General features: G+C 38.8%; 17 protein-coding genes and 1 pseudogene. 5 read left to right on the top strand and 13 right to left on the bottom strand.

The window, feature by feature from the left end:
* Nucleotides 1-126: 126 nt before the first annotated feature.
* Complete coding sequence (locus tag CTN07_RS16790; protein ID WP_005304804.1) at nt 127-1,158, top strand: lipid A deacylase LpxR family protein; 1,032 nt, start codon at nt 127-129, stop codon at nt 1,156-1,158.
* A gap of 70 nt (nt 1,159-1,228) precedes the next feature.
* On the opposite strand, the gene CTN07_RS16785 is transcribed toward CTN07_RS16790, so the two are convergent.
* Nucleotides 1,229-2,059, bottom strand: coding sequence for a DUF5718 family protein (locus CTN07_RS16785; protein WP_005304802.1), 831 nt, complete (start codon nt 2,057-2,059; stop codon nt 1,229-1,231).
* A 253-nt stretch (nt 2,060-2,312) separates the two neighbouring features.
* Between CTN07_RS16785 and CTN07_RS16780 the strand changes: the two genes are divergently transcribed.
* The 4 genes from CTN07_RS16780 (at nt 2,313) to CTN07_RS16765 (ending at nt 6,233) form a co-directional block, all read left to right on the top strand.
* Nucleotides 2,313-2,633, top strand: coding sequence for a hypothetical protein (locus CTN07_RS16780; RefSeq protein ID WP_036765589.1), 321 nt, complete (start codon nt 2,313-2,315; stop codon nt 2,631-2,633).
* Between the two features lie 317 nt (nt 2,634-2,950).
* Nucleotides 2,951-3,970: a formylglycine-generating enzyme family protein gene (locus CTN07_RS16775; RefSeq protein ID WP_005304799.1), complete on the top strand. Its 1,020-nt coding sequence runs from the start codon at nt 2,951-2,953 to the stop codon at nt 3,968-3,970.
* A gap of 107 nt (nt 3,971-4,077) precedes the next feature.
* Nucleotides 4,078-5,097, top strand: a complete 1,020-nt coding sequence (locus CTN07_RS16770) for a formylglycine-generating enzyme family protein (RefSeq protein ID WP_005304785.1) — start codon at nt 4,078-4,080, stop codon at nt 5,095-5,097.
* Nucleotides 5,098-5,204: 107 nt separating this feature from the next.
* The gene (locus tag CTN07_RS16765) at nt 5,205-6,233 is read left to right on the top strand and encodes a formylglycine-generating enzyme family protein (RefSeq protein ID WP_005304782.1); all 1,029 of its coding nucleotides are present in this window, start codon (nt 5,205-5,207) and stop codon (nt 6,231-6,233) included.
* Between the two features lie 385 nt (nt 6,234-6,618).
* Here the strand turns inward: CTN07_RS16765 and CTN07_RS16760 are convergent, their stop codons facing one another.
* The 12 genes and pseudogenes from CTN07_RS16760 to CTN07_RS16705 all read right to left on the bottom strand — a co-directional run.
* Nucleotides 6,619-7,191: a hypothetical protein gene (locus CTN07_RS16760; protein ID WP_005304780.1), complete on the bottom strand. Its 573-nt coding sequence runs from the start codon at nt 7,189-7,191 to the stop codon at nt 6,619-6,621.
* 8 nt (nt 7,192-7,199) lie between these two features.
* Complete coding sequence (locus tag CTN07_RS16755) at nt 7,200-7,628, bottom strand: hypothetical protein (RefSeq protein WP_036765588.1); 429 nt, start codon at nt 7,626-7,628, stop codon at nt 7,200-7,202.
* 1 nt (nt 7,629) lies between these two features.
* Nucleotides 7,630-7,928: pseudogene (locus CTN07_RS16750) on the bottom strand (IS630 family transposase); the annotation flags it as partial.
* Between the two features lie 196 nt (nt 7,929-8,124).
* Entirely contained in the window at nt 8,125-9,069 is a 945-nt protein-coding gene (locus tag CTN07_RS16745; RefSeq protein ID WP_005304777.1) for a hypothetical protein, read from the bottom strand.
* A 2-nt stretch (nt 9,070-9,071) separates the two neighbouring features.
* Nucleotides 9,072-9,806 (bottom strand): hypothetical protein, encoded by a 735-nt coding sequence (locus tag CTN07_RS16740; protein ID WP_107183734.1) that lies wholly within the window; start codon nt 9,804-9,806, stop codon nt 9,072-9,074.
* A gap of 123 nt (nt 9,807-9,929) precedes the next feature.
* Nucleotides 9,930-10,616 carry an immunity protein TsiV2 protein gene (locus CTN07_RS16735; RefSeq protein WP_005304772.1) on the bottom strand — a complete coding sequence of 229 codons (687 nt, stop codon included), beginning with the start codon at nt 10,614-10,616 and terminating at the stop codon, nt 9,930-9,932.
* Between the two features lie 5 nt (nt 10,617-10,621).
* Nucleotides 10,622-10,927, bottom strand: coding sequence for a hypothetical protein (locus tag CTN07_RS16730; protein WP_036765587.1), 306 nt, complete (start codon nt 10,925-10,927; stop codon nt 10,622-10,624).
* Nucleotides 10,928-10,943: 16 nt separating this feature from the next.
* Nucleotides 10,944-11,618 (bottom strand): immunity protein TsiV2 protein, encoded by a 675-nt coding sequence (locus tag CTN07_RS16725; RefSeq protein ID WP_005304769.1) that lies wholly within the window; start codon nt 11,616-11,618, stop codon nt 10,944-10,946.
* A gap of 5 nt (nt 11,619-11,623) precedes the next feature.
* On the bottom strand, nt 11,624-14,746 hold the full coding sequence (locus CTN07_RS16720) for a toxin VasX (RefSeq protein WP_005304766.1): 3,123 nt from the start codon (nt 14,744-14,746) through the stop codon (nt 11,624-11,626).
* Nucleotides 14,736-15,587: a DUF4123 domain-containing protein gene (locus CTN07_RS16715; protein ID WP_005304762.1), complete on the bottom strand. Its 852-nt coding sequence runs from the start codon at nt 15,585-15,587 to the stop codon at nt 14,736-14,738. Before CTN07_RS16715 ends, CTN07_RS16720 begins: the two co-directional genes overlap by 11 nt.
* A complete protein-coding gene (locus CTN07_RS16710) occupies nt 15,584-17,605 on the bottom strand; it encodes a type VI secretion system Vgr family protein (protein ID WP_005304759.1) in 2,022 nt (673 codons plus the stop codon). The genes CTN07_RS16715 and CTN07_RS16710 overlap by 4 nt, the downstream gene beginning before the upstream one ends.
* Before the next feature lie 113 nt (nt 17,606-17,718).
* A partial coding sequence (locus CTN07_RS16705) for an Hcp family type VI secretion system effector (protein ID WP_107183733.1) occupies nt 17,719-18,233 on the bottom strand: 515 nt, incomplete at its 5' end.

Genomic DNA, 18,233 nt, shown 5'->3' with positions numbered 1-18,233 from the left:
TTTCACTATTATTGATCCCATTAACATCATGATCCAATTGGTCAAATTCTGACATAGAGACTAAAACTCATTTATAGATTAGTTAGATATACTCTGTTCTGGTTATAAATAAAAGCGAGAAGCGTGATGCCTGTAGACAAAACAATTGCGAGAACCATTATGTTAGCGCTTCCTGTCACTATTATTTTACCGACATCAGGGCATACCAGCACTGACTTTAATAGCTCTACATGGTCGGTAAGTATTGATAATGATGGCATATTAGGTACAGATAAAAATTATTCAAACGGTCTTTTTCTTGAATACCATTCAGAACGAGTTAACAATTTAGCTCTATCATCTCCATGGCCATATCGGATAGCCGGACAACTTTTTTCATCCGATGTAGAACAAACTTTAAGTTGGAACTGGCGTATTGGTCAACAAATGTGGACGCCTAGTGACATTGAATCACAACAGCCAGTTATCAATGAACGACCTTATGCAGGATTACTTTTTGTTGATCTAGGTATTAATCGTTATCAACCAAACCTTACACAAAAATACCAACTTCGTTTAGGCACCGTTGGTCCCCGAGCTCTGGCTAAACACACACAAAAAACAATTCATGATTGGATAGGATCCGATAACCCTAATGGTTGGAACAACCAAATTAAAAATCAGTGGATTGCTAACTTTAGCTACCAGCAGCACAATACGCTCTACTCCTCTCCCATATCTGATTTTTTACACTCACAATGGGACGTCGCAAGTCTAGCAAGAGCAAGTATCGGTAATGATCAAAGTGATTTAGCCGCAGGGATAACGTTACGCTGGGGGCAAGACCTCACCAAAAGTTTAGGTGCCATTGGGTTTACCCCAGGAGAATTTGTTGATGTCAGTGCTTTGAGTGCAAGCCGTAGCGGTTATTTCCTTTTTACTGGTATTGAGGGTCGTTATAAATTTAATGACATTACAATTGAAGGAAAACGACCAGATGAAACCTATCCCGCTCATTTAGAACCTTGGCAAGCATCGGTGGTATTAGGGGGAGTATTTTATCGACCAACTTGGGGGATTACACTGAGCTTAGCGACGCATACTAAAGAGTTCAAACAATCGATGGATACTACACACAGTAATGGCTCAGTAGAATTCTTTTGGCGTTTTCCTCAATAACGGACTAAAAACGCCCACAAAAAAAGCAGCGATCGATACCACTGCTTTTTCATACTCACAATTTAAACAATTAACCAGCAACAACCTTTTGTACTAGAGCAGAAAGACCATCTTGAGCAAAATCGTTACTTGTCGCCATCTGTTCAATTTCAGATTCAGTATAAAGTTTTGCATCATACACAACAACAATACTGGTATCGCCTGGCTGTAAGAATGTGGTTTCACCATACTCGGTATAACGTGTAGCACCAATACTGATCACGGCTTGTGTTGGATACTGCGCTTTCTCTAGCAATTGAGCAATATTTTCTGTTGGACCAACATCTTGCTGATTATTCATACGGTCCATGATCCAGTTCAGTAATTTCTGATGAAAATAGCTATAGCCACTCACCGGGCTATCTTCACCATATCGATGAATTTCACCATCACGCTTATGGAAACTTGCAATACGATAAGAATCAAGAACACCACCCATTTTTAGGCTATCAACCGCAAGTAAAGTCTCTGATAACCCTTTCGTATTTGCGCCCCAGTTTTTCTTCTCACTGATTTTTTTCGCATTAGGTTTACGAATAGAACAATCATTGTAAGCCGCAAAAAAACGAGGGTACAAACCCACTACCGTATTATCGATGTATTCTATATCACAAATTAAAGCCACTTCAGGCTCAATTTGTAAATTATCAGCATCATTAGGTGTTACAACCGTAGAGGATGACAATGGATATGTTGCAAGAAAGCCAGCGTCGTCTGCTGGAACATAGAAAGGAAAGATAGCTTTTGGTTGGATCTCTTCTTGTACTTTTACTTGAAGAAAATCTTTTGCTTCACCAGCTTGTTCTAAGTGTCCTGCAAAGTTACCTGCCACACCAAATCCAATCATTTTTTCAAACTTCATACTTATCCATTCCAAGTCAGTAAACTCAAAGCACTATAACCGTGCCCCTGCTTTCATTCAATGACACCCAAAAGGTTTTACAGCAAAAGACTACTTGGGTCACAGGTTGTGATATTTCAGATTAATAACTAAACAAAACTGAGAAGTTTACGTCTTAATTTGCAGACAAAATCACAAGTTTTAGCCTAAAAAATATTGTGACTACGCCAATATATGCAATATGATTAATAAAAATAATAATAAGGATATTGTTATGAGAAATCGGCTAGAAAAATATCATGGAGAACTAAGGCACAGTCTTAGACAGTTTCCTAACTCAACCATTCCTGTAGAACATGTTATTACTCGCTTAGAAGAAATTATCCAGACAACAGCCAGTTGGATCATGCTCAATGATGCGATAGCAACAAACTGTTTGTTAAATGGCCACACTTATGTGGTGTATGACCCAGATAATAAAGAAGCGGTTTTAGAAGGAAAGATTGTACATGAAGCAGTATGGCTTAATGGACAATTTTTAAATGGTTGCCACCCTCGCGCTGTGTTGCAGATTCCTAAGGATTTTAGAGGGTGAACTCTTGTTGAACTTTGAGTGCCAACATAACTTTGGCACTCTTCTGTCCATGCTCAGTCGTAATTGATTGCGATAATAACCTCATCCCACTCTTTATGGTGTATTGGCATAGAAAAATATATTATTTTGAGTGGTTTTAATAACATTAATCTTACGATACTTGATTTACTTTAAGCAAAAAGTCATTCATCCCCTACTTCCATATATTAAACAAATATATCGTTACGTAATTATATCTATAAAAATCGTTCCATATCACAAATAAAGAATTCATAATAATCTGAATACATTTTATAATGTAGAAAAAGGATTATTCTATGAAAGTTAACTCAATATTATTACTTATTATCAGTGCGAATTTAGTCGCCTGTAATGACAGTGGAAATACCGTTTCCAGTGAGATCATATCAAAGCAAGAAATAGCTAGAATTGATACAAACATCAATAAGCTTTATCCCGATGCGGATAGTAAACTCAAGCAACATATTCTCAACGTTGCGGTTGAATCTTTGGAAAGTATGGTCTTTATTAAAGGTGGTACTTTTATGATGGGTGACTTTAAAGCCCCGTGTAGCCCGCTTGATTTAAAAAGAATGGATTGGACTCCTGAAGCATCTTGTAATACGGCATTAAGCATGACAAGAACTGGGGCTAACCATCAACATAAAGTAACATTGAGTAATTACTCATTATCTGATCATGAAACTACGTATTATGAAACAGACGCTTTCAATCGTTCAGAAAATAAGCCAGTTGCAAATCAAGACTCTCGTTACGATAAAGAGTTCCCTATACAAGATGAACAACTAAAAAATAGACCGTCCTCTACTAAATCATGGCAAGAAGCAAAGGATTATTGTTTATGGCTAGGTAAATTAACAAACTACCCGATAGATTTACCGACTGAAGCCCAATGGGAATATGCCGCCCGTAACCGAGGTCAAAATGTTTATTTCGCGACAAATAGTGGCTACGTCCAACAAATAGGAAGTCGTTATGTTGATAAAGACGGATCTATTCATGAATACACCAAAGAGCAAGGTAATTATGGTGATTTTGGCGATATAAAACGCTGGCCCCCAAATCCTTTAGGCTTATATGATATGGCTGGAAATGCAGGGGAATGGGTAAATGATTGGTACTCTAAAGATTACTATAAAGTCTCTCCTGAATTAAATCCGCAGGGCCCGAAAACGGGTACGGAAAAAGTAACTCGGGGTTGGGGCGACAGCATGCCATTGACCACAACAAGAAGCCATGAAAAACCAATAGATTCGATGTATTATTCTAGAAGAGGATTCCGTTGTGCAGTTCAATCCCCTACTTCCATATATTAAACAAATATATTGTTACGTAATTATATCTATAAAAATCACCCCATATCACAAATAAAGAATTCATAATAATCTGAATACATTTTATAATGTAAAAAAAGGATTATTCTATGAAAGTTAACTCAATATTATTAATTATTATCAGTGCGAATTTAGTCGCCTGTAATGACAGTGAAAATACCGTTTCCAGTGAGATCATATCAAAGCAAGAAATAACTAGAATTGATACAAACATCAATAAGCTTTATCCCAATGCTGATAGCAAACTCAAGCAACATATTCTCAACGTTGCGGTTGAATCTTTGGAAAGTATGGTCTTTATTAAAGGCGGTACTTTTATGATGGGTGACTTTAAAGCCCCATGTAGTCCACTGAACATAAAAAGAATGGATTGGAATCCTGAAGCATCTTGTAATACGGCATTAAGCATGACAAGAACTGGGGCTAACTATCAACATAAAGTAACATTGAGTAATTACTCATTATCTGATCATGAAACTACTTATTATGAAACAGACGCTTTCAATCGTTCAGAAAATAAGCCAGTTGCAAATCAAGACTCTCGTTACGATAAAGAGTTCCCGATACAAGATGAACAACTAAAAAATAGACCGTCCTCTACTAAATCATGGCAAGAAGCAAAGGATTATTGTTTATGGCTAGGTAAATTAACAAACTACCCGATAGATTTACCGACTGAAGCTCAATGGGAATATGCCGCCCGTAACCGAGGGAAAAATATTTATTTCGCAACAAATAATGGTTATGCACAAGAAATTGGAAGTCGTTATGTTAATAATGATGGGTCTATTCATGAATACACCAAAGAACAAGGTAATTATGGCTATTTTGGCGATATTAAGCGCTGGCCCCCAAATCCTTTAGGATTATATGATATGGCTGGTAATTCGCGTGAATGGGTAAATAATTGGTATTCTAAAGATTACTATAAAGTTTCTCCTGAGTTAAATCCGCAAGGACCTGAAACGGGTACGGAAAAGGTTATACGTGGTTGGGGAGGTAACATGCCTCTTACTACCACGAGAAGTCACGAAAAACCGACTGATTCAAGATATATATCTCAAAGGGGATTCCGTTGTGCTGTTCAATCCCCTACTTCCATATATTAAACAAATATATTGTTATGTAATTATATCTATAAAAATCGTTCCATATCACAAATAAAGAATTTATAATAATCTGAATACATTTTATAATGTAGAAAAAGGATTATTCTATGAAAGTTAACTCAATATTATTACTTATTATCAGTGCGAATTTAGTCGCCTGTAATGACAGTGGAAATACCGTTTCCAGTGAGATCATATCAAAGCAAGAAATAGCTAGAATTGATACAAACATCAATAAGCTTTATCCCGATGCGGATAGTAAACTCAAGCAACACATTCTCAACGTTGCGGTAGAATCTTTAGAAAGTATGGTTTTTATTAAAGGCGGTACTTTTATGATGGGTGACTTTAAAGCCCCGTGTAGCCCGCTTGATTTAAAAAGAATGGATTGGACTCCTGAAGCATCTTGTAATACGGCATTAAGTATGACAAGAACTGGGGCTAACTATCAACATAAAGTAACATTAAGTAATTATTCATTATCTAACCATGAGACATTAGCGCTCTCTTTTGATGTCTTTAGACAAGCTCACAATTTACCATTCCTTAGTGAAGCATTTAGTCAATTAAAAAGAACTCGTGAAGACAAAAAATTCATGACACTACTTAAAAACACACCAATGCCAACTAAATCATGGCAAGAAGCAAAAGATTATTGTTTATGGTTAGGTAAATTAACGAACTACCCGATAGATTTACCGACTGAAGCTCAATGGGAATATGCCGCCCGTAATCGAGGAAAAAATATTTATTTCGCCACAAATAATGGTTATGCTCAAGAAATTGGAAGTCGTTATGTTAATAATGATGGTTCTATTCATGAATACACCAAAGAACAAGGTAATTATGGCTCTTTTGGCGATATTAAGCGCTGGCCCCCAAACCCTTTAGGATTATATGATATGGCTGGTAATTCGCGAGAATGGATGAATGACTGGTACTCTAAAGATTACTATAAAGTTTCTCCTGAGTTAAATCCGCAAGGACCTGAAACGGGCACTGAAAAAGTTATACGTGGTTGGGGAGGTAACATGCCTCTTACTACCACGAGAAGTCACGAAAATCCGACTGACTCCAAATATATTTCACGTCGTGGTTTTCGCTGTGCCGTTCAATCCCCTACTTCCATATATTAAATGAAATACTGTATGAGCTAAGAGCCAAGCTCTAAGTTACTACTAAAAAAGTCATATCCATTAATTTTACTTTAGCTTTTTTATTATATATCCCCCAATAATTATCCTTAAATATTAATAAGTAAAGAAATATTGAACAGAGAATTCTCTGTATTAGTAGGAAAAATGATCCAGATTTCCCAACATGGTTTGGTATAAGAAACTATGATGTCTTATCTCAGTCTGAGATAAATACTCCTAAAAATAATTTATTTCTCAGTGGAGATTAAAGAACAGGAATAAATGGTAAGAGAGACTATTTAAAATTTGCGAACATTCCAAATATTAAAAATCATAAATGTATCAGGGGAGATAAATTCCCCCCTAATATTAAAGTTTAATATTATCATAAAGATAAGATTGATACTTTATTATTTTCTTCAATTACGATTGAACTGATTTTTTTATCATTGTCATACATCAAAAATATATCATCATACTTAATCTTTTTGTTTTTCAAAAATATAAAGTTATCCAACTCTATTCTTGATAACTTTAACCCATCAATAATTAATGGATTATCATATGATAAAGTATCAATATTATATTTACCCATAATATTTTGATACTGTTCAAAGTCATTAATATTTAAATCGAGATTACAAACAGCACGACCTAACCTAATATGTGTATAAGTCGTATAAAATGACTGATATATACAATCAATGGTATTGTTTTTAGCATTGATTGTCATAATAGCACGCTCTTTATTTGAGCTGTCAGTTTCCCTTATGATGGCATATTTATTATCCCAATAATCAAGGTAAACATAGTCGTTCTGATAATCTCTTATAATACCTTCAAAAATATGATTATTTATAATTAAATCATCCCCTGATTCTTTAATAACATCAAGACTTGCAGAATAAGTAAATGTTGATGTCGATAATAAAAATATATAATGGCTTAGTTTAGTCATATTTTATATCATTCACTTGGTACAATATCTTCAAATTGAGTACAATCAATAACTTTGTTTTCATATTGATGTTTATTAATTTCTTTCATTTTTCCATCATAAAAATAAAACAAATTATTATCCATAAAGTATTTAACTTTATTTTTCGTATTTATTAACTCAACAGAATCATTACTTAATAAAAATATAGAAGACTTATCTTGATTGATTCTAAATGACTCTATTATAGAATATGACTTAGCATTAAATTTATCTAACTCAATATCATATAGATAGACATAGATATATTCTGCTCTCGGACCTATTCCAGATTCATATACTAGTAAGTCTTTATTACCATCAAAATTTATATCATATAAGTAGTAATTATAATCAATTTCATCTGGATATATCTCTGCTTTTATTTTTTGAATTGTATTATTTTTAATATGATACATTTATTTGATAAGTATGAGAATAGGTTTTCTCTGTCAAATGTTCGATTAGATGCATGGTTTGAATAGCAGAAAGCTTACTTTGGCTTCCACTACTTTCAGGCTTAAGTTTTTTAGAAAGTACGTAGTCACTGAGGTGGCGAGCAACGGTCGATTCATAGATATTGAGCAATCATGATCTGACTCCAACCTTCAGAGACAAGTAAAACTGCTTTAATACGGTCACGTACTCAACCATCACGAGTAGAATCGTGCATTTGTTCGAGTTGTAGCTTTTGTTGGGGGAGTCAGTGCAATTTTCATGATGCGTAGCATCATACTAATTCTATTAAAAATCAATCATTTTTAATGGTCACGGGTATAAATGTGCTCGTCAAATTGATCGAAATTTTGACTAAAAAATCGTTCACGATCTCCCCCTGGGTATTTAATGTGTTATCATTCTTTTGAAAAGCTATATTATGCACACCTATTTCTAGGCGTGTATAATATCTCAACTCTAAATTTCTTGGCTTATCTCTGTATCGGTAGCAAAAATAGGTATCATTTCCCCAAGAGGTGGCTCAGTATTTTGTTTCTCAACAATCTTAGCAACAGCTTGCTCAAACTCTTCATCGCTCATGCTAAACCAAAAGTCGGGTTTACGGTTATGGGCCTTATCATAAGCGATAGTCGCGCTGTCCTTATCTCTAAAAGGTTCATTCATCGGAATATCAGGCAATGGCTGGCTGACATCCATATAAGCTTGAATCATATTCCATAATCGCTTGTACTCATCCAATTGTTTTGAACCATTGATGAATCGACCAATTGGCACTCCATGTTTATAGCCATTGTAGCGATGAACTAAAAATAGCTGATAATCAAAGAATCCTTGAGGAGTTGGCGTTGTTGTCAAATAGCAATCAAACTCAATAAAAGGATGACTAAAAAGCACTTTGTTACCCGAACCATGAAGTGTCACCATCCCTGTTTCCCGACTTAATGAAAACAGTGTCTTAACAGGTATTTTACCGTTAAACAAAGAGAAAGAGCCCCAAATAATCAGGCATACGATTAAAATACAAGTTAAGCCAAAGTAGATCTGATTAAAATCACTCTGAATTGAGTCATCTGAAAGATTCATCCCCCCAAAAACCAAAAAAGCCATTGGCATCATGATAAGAGCAGTACCTTTAGCAAACGTTACTGCATAAAAATAAATCAACCCCCACCATGGTAGCGTAATCTCTCTTATCTGGCGTTCATTATAACCGTCATCGAATGATGTCAATTTCCTCAACTCTGATGGTTTTTGATATAACAACTCTTTCTCTGGAACATGGTGATTATTACGCGTAAACGGAAAGTATGTCCCTTTTCTTGCCTGTTGAGACCAAAAACCCTGACCATCACCAGGAGCTTGCGGGGGAATATGCTGTGAATTATAAGGCGAACTTTTCATGATTATCTTACCGTACTTTCAAAATTATCGGCCCACTCATCTTGGTGTTGAGTGAAATTTACTTTGGATGGCGCATATTGATTTATCACCATCTTATCTTTATCTAAAGATGGAAGTGGGAATACCGTGTCTTGATAAGTTACTCGCGCTTTTACTAATACAACTTCCTCATAGAATGTTTGTGTTCGCATATCAGTGATTGGCTTCTTCTCTGGTAATTTCGGTGCATTAACAAAGTAAATAAAACTATTTCCCACAGAAGTGATGCCTTCTGGCGAGAGCGCATAAAGTTTCATCAGTTTGGTACTGGTATGTGCAGTTTTTAGTGTGAGTTGAGTTTCCTTTATAGCTTGAACGGCTTCTATGGTGATGTTCTTTTCATTCAATGCCATAGGTAAATTGGTCGCAATATGAATGCAGTGTGTTTTCGGTTTTGCTTTAACGCGTTGTAACACATCAGCGCTAAGATGCAACTGACCTGCAACCTTATTCATCGGGTAAACCGTCACTTTGATGCCTATAATGAAATTTAACCAAGTCATCAACGCCTGTTTAGGATCTTCTAACACGGCATATTCATCTCGAAAACGCGCCTCTTTATCTTTACCAAAAGGACCATTGGCGAGCCATGCCTCTATCGGGCTGTCTTTAAACCACAGACAACCAAGCCCTCCCGCAATAGCAATAGCAATAGCAATAGCAATAGCAATAGCAATAGCAATAGCAAGCCCAACCATTAGAACATGTGGCACCTTAAAGATATGTATAAGGCTAGATAAAACAGAGGTCATGTTTTACTAACTGTACTAAAAAATGCCATTCACCGATTAAAATGAATGGCATTTTGTTTTATCTACTTTTTAGCGAACAATTTCGAGAATGATTATATGAGATTTACAACCTTTATATAAATCAACAAACTCTTCATCAAAACTATCATTATACTGTTTGATAACCTCAATAATTCTTGGAAGTCTACATTCAGGGATAATAAGCGGAATCATAGAATTTTCAGTTATCAAGAGATAATCATTTTCACGATAATTTTCTAACTTAACATAACCATCAAATAAACACTGATTCTTATATGACACCGAACGGAAGTTAGTCATTTGAAATGATAACAATGCGGCCCCTCCCGCTCCCACAAAAGCAATGGGACCAACCAAAATGGCGGCAAATAGACATATTCCACAGCCAACCCAGGCTGAATATCTCACTATGGTGTAGGCGATTTCTGGAATAATTTGCTCATTTCTTGAGTACATTCCATATTGATTTATAGCAAAATAGTAGCGCTTGTCTGCATCGAATAAATATCGACACCAAGGAGACATAAATGAGCCAACAGCGATTGGAAGTAATGACAACCAGCCAGAGTCTGTTAAATAAAATAATATACTGACAAAAACTGTCAGGAAAAATATTCCAAACGACCTTTTGGTTCGACTGCTGTCTGGATTGACAATCAGTTCCCACTCATACACTGGAGGAGTAGCATATAAACGATCTATTTGTTGTGCTTCATCTAAATCTAATTTTTCCATCGTGATTATCCTGCTACTGGGAGCGTTAAACCGGCTACTCCATGTCGCTTACTAACGACGTCCTTAGTCCTTTCTAAATCAAATATTCCAGCTAAACTTCGAGTACCAACATAACTTTGGCACTCCTCTGTCCATGCTCGGTCGTAATTAATTGCGATAATAACCTCATCCCCTTCGTTATGGGGGACTGGTATTGAAATATAGCCGACCCCGTTTGCTGTATTCTTGCGTTTGGCTGTTGAGACATCAATCAAACAACACTTAACCAGTTTTAAACAAAAATGCCATTCATCGGTTAAAATGAATGGCATTTTGCTTTATCTACTTTTAGCGAACAATTTCGAGGATTATTAGATTAGATTTTGAATCAACAAATACTTCTTCAAAACTATCATTATACTGTTTGATAACCTCAATAACTCTTGGAAGTTTACATTCTGGAATAATGAGTGGAATCATAGAGTTTTCTGTTCTCAAGAGATAATCATTTTCACAATAGTTTTTTAATATGGCTGCGTTATCAAATAAACACTGACTTTTTCGTGCTACAGACCGGAAGTTAGTCATTTGAAATGATAACAACGCGGCTCCTCCCGCTCCCACAAAAGCAATGGGACCAACCAAAATGGCGGCAAATAGACAAATTCCACAGCCAACCCAAGCTGAATACCTTACTATGGTATAGGCGATTTCTGGGATAATTTGCTCATTTCTTGAGTACATTCCATATTGATTTATAGCAAAATAGTAGCGCTTGTCAGCATTGAGTAGATAGCGATACCAAGGAGACATAAATGCACCAACAACGATTGGAACTAAAGCGAGCCAGCTGAAGCCAATCAGCAGAAATAATACGCCAACAAGAACAAAAATAATAAATGATATAATTGTCCCTTTGGTGCGACTGCTGTCTGGGTTGACAATCAGTTCCCATTCATACTCGGGGGAGGTAGCATATAAACGTTCGATTTGTTGTGCTTCATCTAAATCTAATTTTTCCATTTTCACTATCCTGCTACTGGGAGTGTTAAACCTGCTACACCATGCCGCTTACTAACAACGCCCTTAGTCCTTTCTAAATCAAATGTTCCAGCTGAACTTCGTGTACCAACATAACTTTGACACTCCTCTGTCCATGCTCGATCATAATTAATTGCGATAATAACCTCATCCCCTTCTTTATGAAGAACGGGCACTGAAATATAGCCGACCCCGTTTGCTGTATTCTTGCGTTTGGCTTGTGAAACATCAATCTGTGTAGATTTTAATGTCTCATTACTATGGCTGTTCATCGAAACATAGATTAAATTAATTTTTTCGTGTACCACAATTTGTAAATCAAAATGCTTCTTTGCATCGTTAAGAAGATAAGATGGCAAATAAATATCGACACTATTTTTAGTCAGCTCAATTTTTGGCTTCCAGATAATATTTTCGAGTGCCGTTAACTCCTGTTCTAGTGTTTGAGGCTTAGGCGATTTACCCCAAGCACCATTCAGTAGCCATTTTTGCATTTCATCACGGTGGAAATAATTGTAGAGAGCCGAGAACAATAAATAGGCGATACCAGCATAAAACAGTGTACTGACCATCCAAGCTGCGATGATTTCTCCCAGTAGAGCTGTCGAACCCAACACCCTAGCTAATTGAAATGCTGAAACAGCACCTTGAGCAGCGAGTGATCCTATTTTTCCAATTAATAATGCTTGCTCAAAGGTGTCATCAGATTGTTGCCATTGTCGACCCGTGAGATAGATTTCCGTACTAGCTGCAAATAGACCAAAAATAGCTGTCACTTTTGCGGCTGCTACAAAGCGCTTTATCACTACTTGTTGATTTACGGTACTGGCAGATTCGGCTAAAGCTCTTTTTACTGTCATTTCGACAAACTTTGATGCGATCACCTGAGAATCGCGCCCAACGCCAGCAAAGGCCGACAAGGTCCACGAAAGTGCTGAGGCCAATTCGATATACACATCAGCTTGATCTTGCGTTGAGTTCGCATTATTCAATTTCGATGTAACTTGTTGAGAAACCGCCCATAAATTCCACAAGTTACAGATGGCCGCAAATCCTCCAACAACAGTACCTACACCATTAACATTATCAACCGTTTGTCCTACTGTTGAGGTTAATCGAGACCGAAGACCCATTATCGATGCGGCTAATTTCCCTCGAACCGCATCATTCATGGCCTCTTGTTCAAACTTGATCAGTAATGGCATCTCGTCAGCTATCAACTTTGCAATTTTCTCCTTGATTTCATTGAGGTTATTTCGCATTGCTGTGGTGCCGTTGGCGTATAATTGCCCTGATAGCTGTTCTGCTTTTTGTAATAGAGGATTCAACTTATCACTAAACGAGTCAAACTTACTCACATAATCGGAAGAGATGAGGAGCTTGCCCTCTTTACTGACCAAGCTGCGGGCGACCATAAGACGTAATCCAGAATCGAGGCCACTTTCTCCACTCACTTGATGTGGGAACAAACCATCCATAAGCCCATCCCAAACATGGTCACCTGCTGTTGTGATGGCATTTTTTGCAGCTTGGATGACTCGCGTTATAAGCGCTTTCGTTGCCTCATCACCCTCAGGTATTCGCCCATCATAGATAAAACCGATACTTTCTCCCAAACGAGAGACCATGTTAGTCATATCGCTGGCATTGGTCACAGAAAGCGCATCATTGGGTATTGCTTTATTGATGGCCTTAGAAAACTCGGGGCTGTAATAAAATGGCGCCAGCGCCAGTAACGTATCTTCTTCTGCAGCGTCCCACTTTTGAGATACGGCAGCCATGAGAGGAAACAGATGACCAAATAATGTATTGAGATAGAGCTGCCCCTGAGTCTCTTCTATATCTACACCGACACGCGCTGCATAAACCCCCAGATCTTTTAAGGCTCGGTTGAGCTCTGCGAGCATGGTGGCTGCATCCCCTTCAATGGCTTTGAGTTTGGCGTATTTTTCATTAATAAATATCGACATTTTATTCCAGTCAACGAGATCGATATTCTTTTTCCGGCTCTCAAAGTGTTCAAAATCTTTATCGGTTGGTGTGTAGTGATATGTATTGTTCAGTATTTTTTGCGCTTCTAGCCGCGGCTGTTCGTACGATAACGCATTGGCAGCATAAGCCTCACTACCATATTGGGCTTGATTTAATGGCGATTGATAACGCAGATATTGATTTAACACCGACTCAAACTTTAAGACTTCTTGCGGGTTATCTTTGAGTTTCGTTTTTAGTGCCTCTGGAGCCGTTTTAGGATCATAAGGCACACGAGCGATGGAGCGAACGAACTCCGAGATTAGCTGTTTGTGTTTGTCTTCATCACTACCAAAAACCCTCTCTTTTTGTGCATGCAGAGAGCCTAGTTTCAGGGCAATATCGGTAATATCTGCCAGCGGATCTTCTAGTGCAATGAATAACCCATTACCGACGTTAGATTCTGGTAAAGTGACCTGATACGTTGACGCTGGATTGGCTGGTTTTGCTTTATTAAATTCAAAGCCGCTGTTTGATTCTGTATCATCCGCATTCAATGGCGTAGACGTTATTGCAAAACCATTGATAATGTCTTGAGTGACCGAGCCGATATCGGCCACAGAAGATTCCAGTTTTTTGGCCATCCCAGCATGATGTCCTTTCATTCTGAGCCTAAATGCTTGAATATTTAATTGGCGCATCCATTGCTCTCGATACTTTTTTTCTGTACTAAATAGCTCGATGAGACGCGGCGTCCAACGTTGATGTGAATAACTGAGCCAAAGCGTATCATCAGAATCATAGGTTAAGCAGGCTGCACATGTCCCGCCTTCATGCTGAGCTGTAAATACGGCATTTTCAATTTGGTAGGTATGCAATACTTTTTGTTTCTTGCTGTACACATAGAGCCAACCGTCTCTTAGTTGGCGCAATGTATAAGGCAGATTGATATTAAAGGTTGGCTGCCAATCATCCCCTTCCGGTAATGGAAATAAGGCCTTTGTTCCCATTGTTGGATCGATCGCATAACGAACTGGTATAATGCCCACTTCTTTTGTTTGAAGAGGACAGGTTCCAGCAGGAGAGCTTGGGCTCTTAGTTCCAGCGATTTCTGCGGAGTTATAAGCATCACTTGGCATCAACGGCCTCCTTATGGGCGAGTTTATCAGCCATCGCGACACGCATGGATGGCGTTTGTTCTGAAGGGGTTTCAAGTAGTTGTCGGATATGGAGATAGCGGTCGGAGTGTATGATCTCCTCTCCTAGTAAGGCGAGAATGTTAAAAAAGTGCAGCACATCAACGTCCGTTTCAAACTGTAAGGTGTTGGCATGTTCTACCCAACCTTTTATCCACAATAAAGGCGCGGCATGCTGTTCAAGAACCGCAGGAAAGAAGTGGAGCAGATGTTGATGGACCATTTCAATACAATTACGGCGGCTTATTTCACCTAGCAGAGCCCATTGCACATCGGATAAACGATAAGGCAATCGGGTTTCCTTTGCTTCAAAGGCTTGATCTCGACGAACATGTTCCCAACCTTCTCGGGTGGGCAGCCAAGCTTGAGTCAACCATTGCCAAAGTAGGCAGGTTTTATCACTTAATAAGATATAAATAGCTTCGGGTTGGCCTAACTTGAAAAAAACGGTCGAACCGTAAGCGGAGAGCACTTGATAATAATCACAAAAAGCATCAATAAGCTCATCAATAGTGAATTCACTGCTGATGACATATCCTATATTGGCTTGATTGTATTGGACGAACCAAGCCATAGCCTCTGGTGTTAAAGGCATGATATAGGGGGAAACCTCTGCCAACGGTAATAAATGGGTTGGGCATATTCGTTGAGGTTGTAAGTCTTGTTGCTGTAGTAACGGCTCTAATTGTTCAATTTGGCTACCGTCTACAACCAAATAGTTAAGCGAGTCATTCGAATCATGAAAGTGTGGCAGTGGCAAAGGAAGATTAAGGGGAAAACTCATTGCTGATGCTCCTGACACACTTCACAAACAGGCACATTGCCTTTCATGGCTTCTAATTGCTGGGCCCAAACAATCATTGTCGGAGCCTCTAAAGTCGTTGCCGCCTCAACCGCCCCCGGCAGTAACGGAGCACTTCCCGCATATCCCGAACCAGAGCCAGCAGTGCCGCCTGAGTTTAAGTTGATCTTAGAACCCACAACAGAGACACCAGAGCCATCAATTTTGACAAAACTACCTCCCGCTTTTAAGGTAAGCTCTGCGCCAGCTTCAATCACAATCTTATTGCCGCCTTTGAAGTGTATTTCTCGGCCAGCATCAACCAATAAGCTATTACCTTGCTTCAAATGCAGTGAGGCGTCCGTCACCACAGTTTTATTTCCTTTGGTATGACTACGATACTCGCCATCAACGGTTAAATGGTCATTGGCTTTGATGTGAGTAAAACGCTCATTAGCAACATCAAGGTGAAGATCGTGTTTGATGTCATCTTTACGATCATTCTCAACCAGCAGATTCATATCCTTTTGCGCATGGACATAAATCTCCTCTTTGCCTGCTTGATCTTCAAAACGTAATTCGTTGTAACCGTCACCTTGGTGGGTTTCTGTTCTTAATACAGTACGAGTTTTATGAGCAGGGAGATCGTAAGGCGGCTTATTGGTCGCGTTATAGGTACGTCCTGTAATAATTGGCTGATCAGGATCCCCTTCAAAGAAACTGACGATCACTTCATGCCCAACACGAGGCAGCGCCACCATACCATATTGAGTTCCCGCCCAGCCTTGGGAGACTCGTACCCAACAACTGGCATTATCATCATTGTTAGAATAACGATCCCACGGAAACTGAATTTTGACTCGACCAAACTCATCACAGTAAATTTCTTCACTGTCAGGGCCGACAACACGAGCAATTTGAGGACCATCAACACGAGGTTTGGCATTAAATGGTGGTCGCCAAGGTTTGTGTCCCGGTATCACCATAAATTCATTGTTATAGGTTGTGACACCATGACCGCCCGCTTCTTCTAGCGCTTGAGGCTGAGTACCGTGATGTTTGATTTCAACTAACAACCAATCACGATTGCACGCATCGTCATTATGATCTTGAAGAACAAATTTAGAGCCTGGTAATAAGGTTTCTAGATTACTTTTTGCTTGGGCAGTTTCCGCATCTCGGCGCAGAGACTCTAAACGAAACAGAGTAAAGGGCTTGCCACTCTCATCACTTTTATAGCGACCGGGATAGTCATAGTGCTCATAAATGGCTTGCTGATAATCTGCTTCTTTGGCTTGCTCTGTGAGCAAAAAACTGTAAGCCGGATTTTTGAAACTGTAATCTTTTAATTGTGCTGATGACGGACGAATTTGTGCCATTCGCTTAAATTGACGCACAAAGGGTAATGGGCTGGTGCCACCGCTTAATCCGTTATAGGCCACGGGCTCAGGTAACATCGCCACGTTTTGAGTGTCATCGGTGAAGAGCACCGTATTTTTATTACCTTCGTGGCTAAATGAGAAGAAAATGCCTTCTTCTGCGGCAATACGTTGTAAAAAGGCTAAGTCCGTTTCACGATATTGGACACAATATTCACGTTGCGGATACTGGCGGGCTAACGCAAAAGCATAATCTTGAACATTCATCTCTTGCAGTAAAATAGAGATGATTTCAGGTACCGTTTGAGTTTGAAAAATGCGGCTATTATGACGCAGAGCTAAGCGCCCTATCGGCGGGATCATCTGTACTTGGTACAGTGTATGATGATGGCCCGTATCACCTTGGGAAAATCCCGCAACAATACCAAACCACTGCTGTTTTAATTCGCCTTCTCGCCATACCGATAAACTGCAATTGCGATCCACGGTGTCATTTGGGCTCAGCGATGGGTTACGGCTGGCAAGGTCAATAGAAAAGGAAAAAGGAAGGGACAAACCATCACTTCCTCGAAATTCAGTCACAGCAAATGTTGAGGCATCGAGCCCTTCTACCGTGAAGGTAAATTGTAATCCACTAGCCATAGCGACGTTACTCGTTATCTATTTTTTATTCGTTGTGATAATGGTGATTAAGCACAGAAGGAAAAGAAATACGCCACAGCCAAAAGTGAGGCGCATTCCTCAAACTTGTGCGATTACGCTTCTAGCGGTGCACGCCAGTCGTCAGCACCAGAAGTACCTGAGATAGTGTGATCCCAATTGATCTTACGGTAGGCCATAGACACTTCAATAAGCTGAGTGAAATCTGCTTTTGATGGATCTTGGCAATGAGGCATGTGAGTGTTGATATCAACAATCGTTGCATCAGTCAGTGTTGTTGTGAAGTAATGCTCTTGCTTACCCTCAACAGAAGTACGGTACCACTTCAGCTCAACTTTTGGCAGCATTTCACCCGATGCCAATGAGTTGTACATGAGTGGAACGGCTTTATTAAGCGCTACTGTAAACTTAAATGGCTTATGTACACGTTGACCCGCTGGCTGACCTGATTGAGGATCCGTTGGAACGGTAACGATGTGCTTAAATTCTTGAACAAGCATCTGGTCTTCATGACCTTCAACATAGATGTTACCCACAGAATCAGCAGTAAATGCGCCAGCTGTAATGTTGCCCTGAGTTTTACCTTGGATTGAAATATAACAAGGAGTTG

This window comes from Photobacterium damselae, from assembly GCF_003026815.1.
Taxonomy (GTDB): Bacteria; Pseudomonadota; Gammaproteobacteria; order Enterobacterales; family Vibrionaceae; genus Photobacterium; species Photobacterium damselae.
The sequence above is the reverse complement of the archived record's forward strand: the minus strand, read 5'-3'. Positions and strand labels throughout refer to the sequence as shown.

Excerpts from the sequence above, each read along its gene's own strand:
- CTN07_RS16790 (WP_005304804.1), top strand. The coding sequence starts at position 127 with ATGCCTGTAGACAAAACAATTGCGAGAACCATTATGTTAGCGCTTCCT.
- CTN07_RS16785 (WP_005304802.1), bottom strand. The coding sequence starts at position 2,059 with ATGAAGTTTGAAAAAATGATTGGATTTGGTGTGGCAGGTAACTTTGCA.
- CTN07_RS16780 (WP_036765589.1), top strand. The coding sequence starts at position 2,313 with ATGAGAAATCGGCTAGAAAAATATCATGGAGAACTAAGGCACAGTCTT.
- CTN07_RS16775 (WP_005304799.1), top strand. The coding sequence starts at position 2,951 with ATGAAAGTTAACTCAATATTATTACTTATTATCAGTGCGAATTTAGTC.
- CTN07_RS16770 (WP_005304785.1), top strand. The coding sequence starts at position 4,078 with ATGAAAGTTAACTCAATATTATTAATTATTATCAGTGCGAATTTAGTC.
- CTN07_RS16765 (WP_005304782.1), top strand. The coding sequence starts at position 5,205 with ATGAAAGTTAACTCAATATTATTACTTATTATCAGTGCGAATTTAGTC.
- CTN07_RS16760 (WP_005304780.1), bottom strand. The coding sequence starts at position 7,191 with ATGACTAAACTAAGCCATTATATATTTTTATTATCGACATCAACATTT.
- CTN07_RS16755 (WP_036765588.1), bottom strand. The coding sequence starts at position 7,628 with ATGTATCATATTAAAAATAATACAATTCAAAAAATAAAAGCAGAGATA.
- CTN07_RS16745 (WP_005304777.1), bottom strand. The coding sequence starts at position 9,069 with ATGAAAAGTTCGCCTTATAATTCACAGCATATTCCCCCGCAAGCTCCT.
- CTN07_RS16740 (WP_107183734.1), bottom strand. The coding sequence starts at position 9,806 with ATGGTTGGGCTTGCTATTGCTATTGCTATTGCTATTGCTATTGCTATT.
- CTN07_RS16735 (WP_005304772.1), bottom strand. The coding sequence starts at position 10,616 with ATGGAAAAATTAGATTTAGATGAAGCACAACAAATAGATCGTTTATAT.
- CTN07_RS16730 (WP_036765587.1), bottom strand. The coding sequence starts at position 10,927 with ATGCCATTCATTTTAACCGATGAATGGCATTTTTGTTTAAAACTGGTT.
- CTN07_RS16725 (WP_005304769.1), bottom strand. The coding sequence starts at position 11,618 with ATGGAAAAATTAGATTTAGATGAAGCACAACAAATCGAACGTTTATAT.
- CTN07_RS16720 (WP_005304766.1), bottom strand. The coding sequence starts at position 14,746 with ATGCCAAGTGATGCTTATAACTCCGCAGAAATCGCTGGAACTAAGAGC.
- CTN07_RS16715 (WP_005304762.1), bottom strand. The coding sequence starts at position 15,587 with ATGAGTTTTCCCCTTAATCTTCCTTTGCCACTGCCACACTTTCATGAT.
- CTN07_RS16710 (WP_005304759.1), bottom strand. The coding sequence starts at position 17,605 with ATGGCTAGTGGATTACAATTTACCTTCACGGTAGAAGGGCTCGATGCC.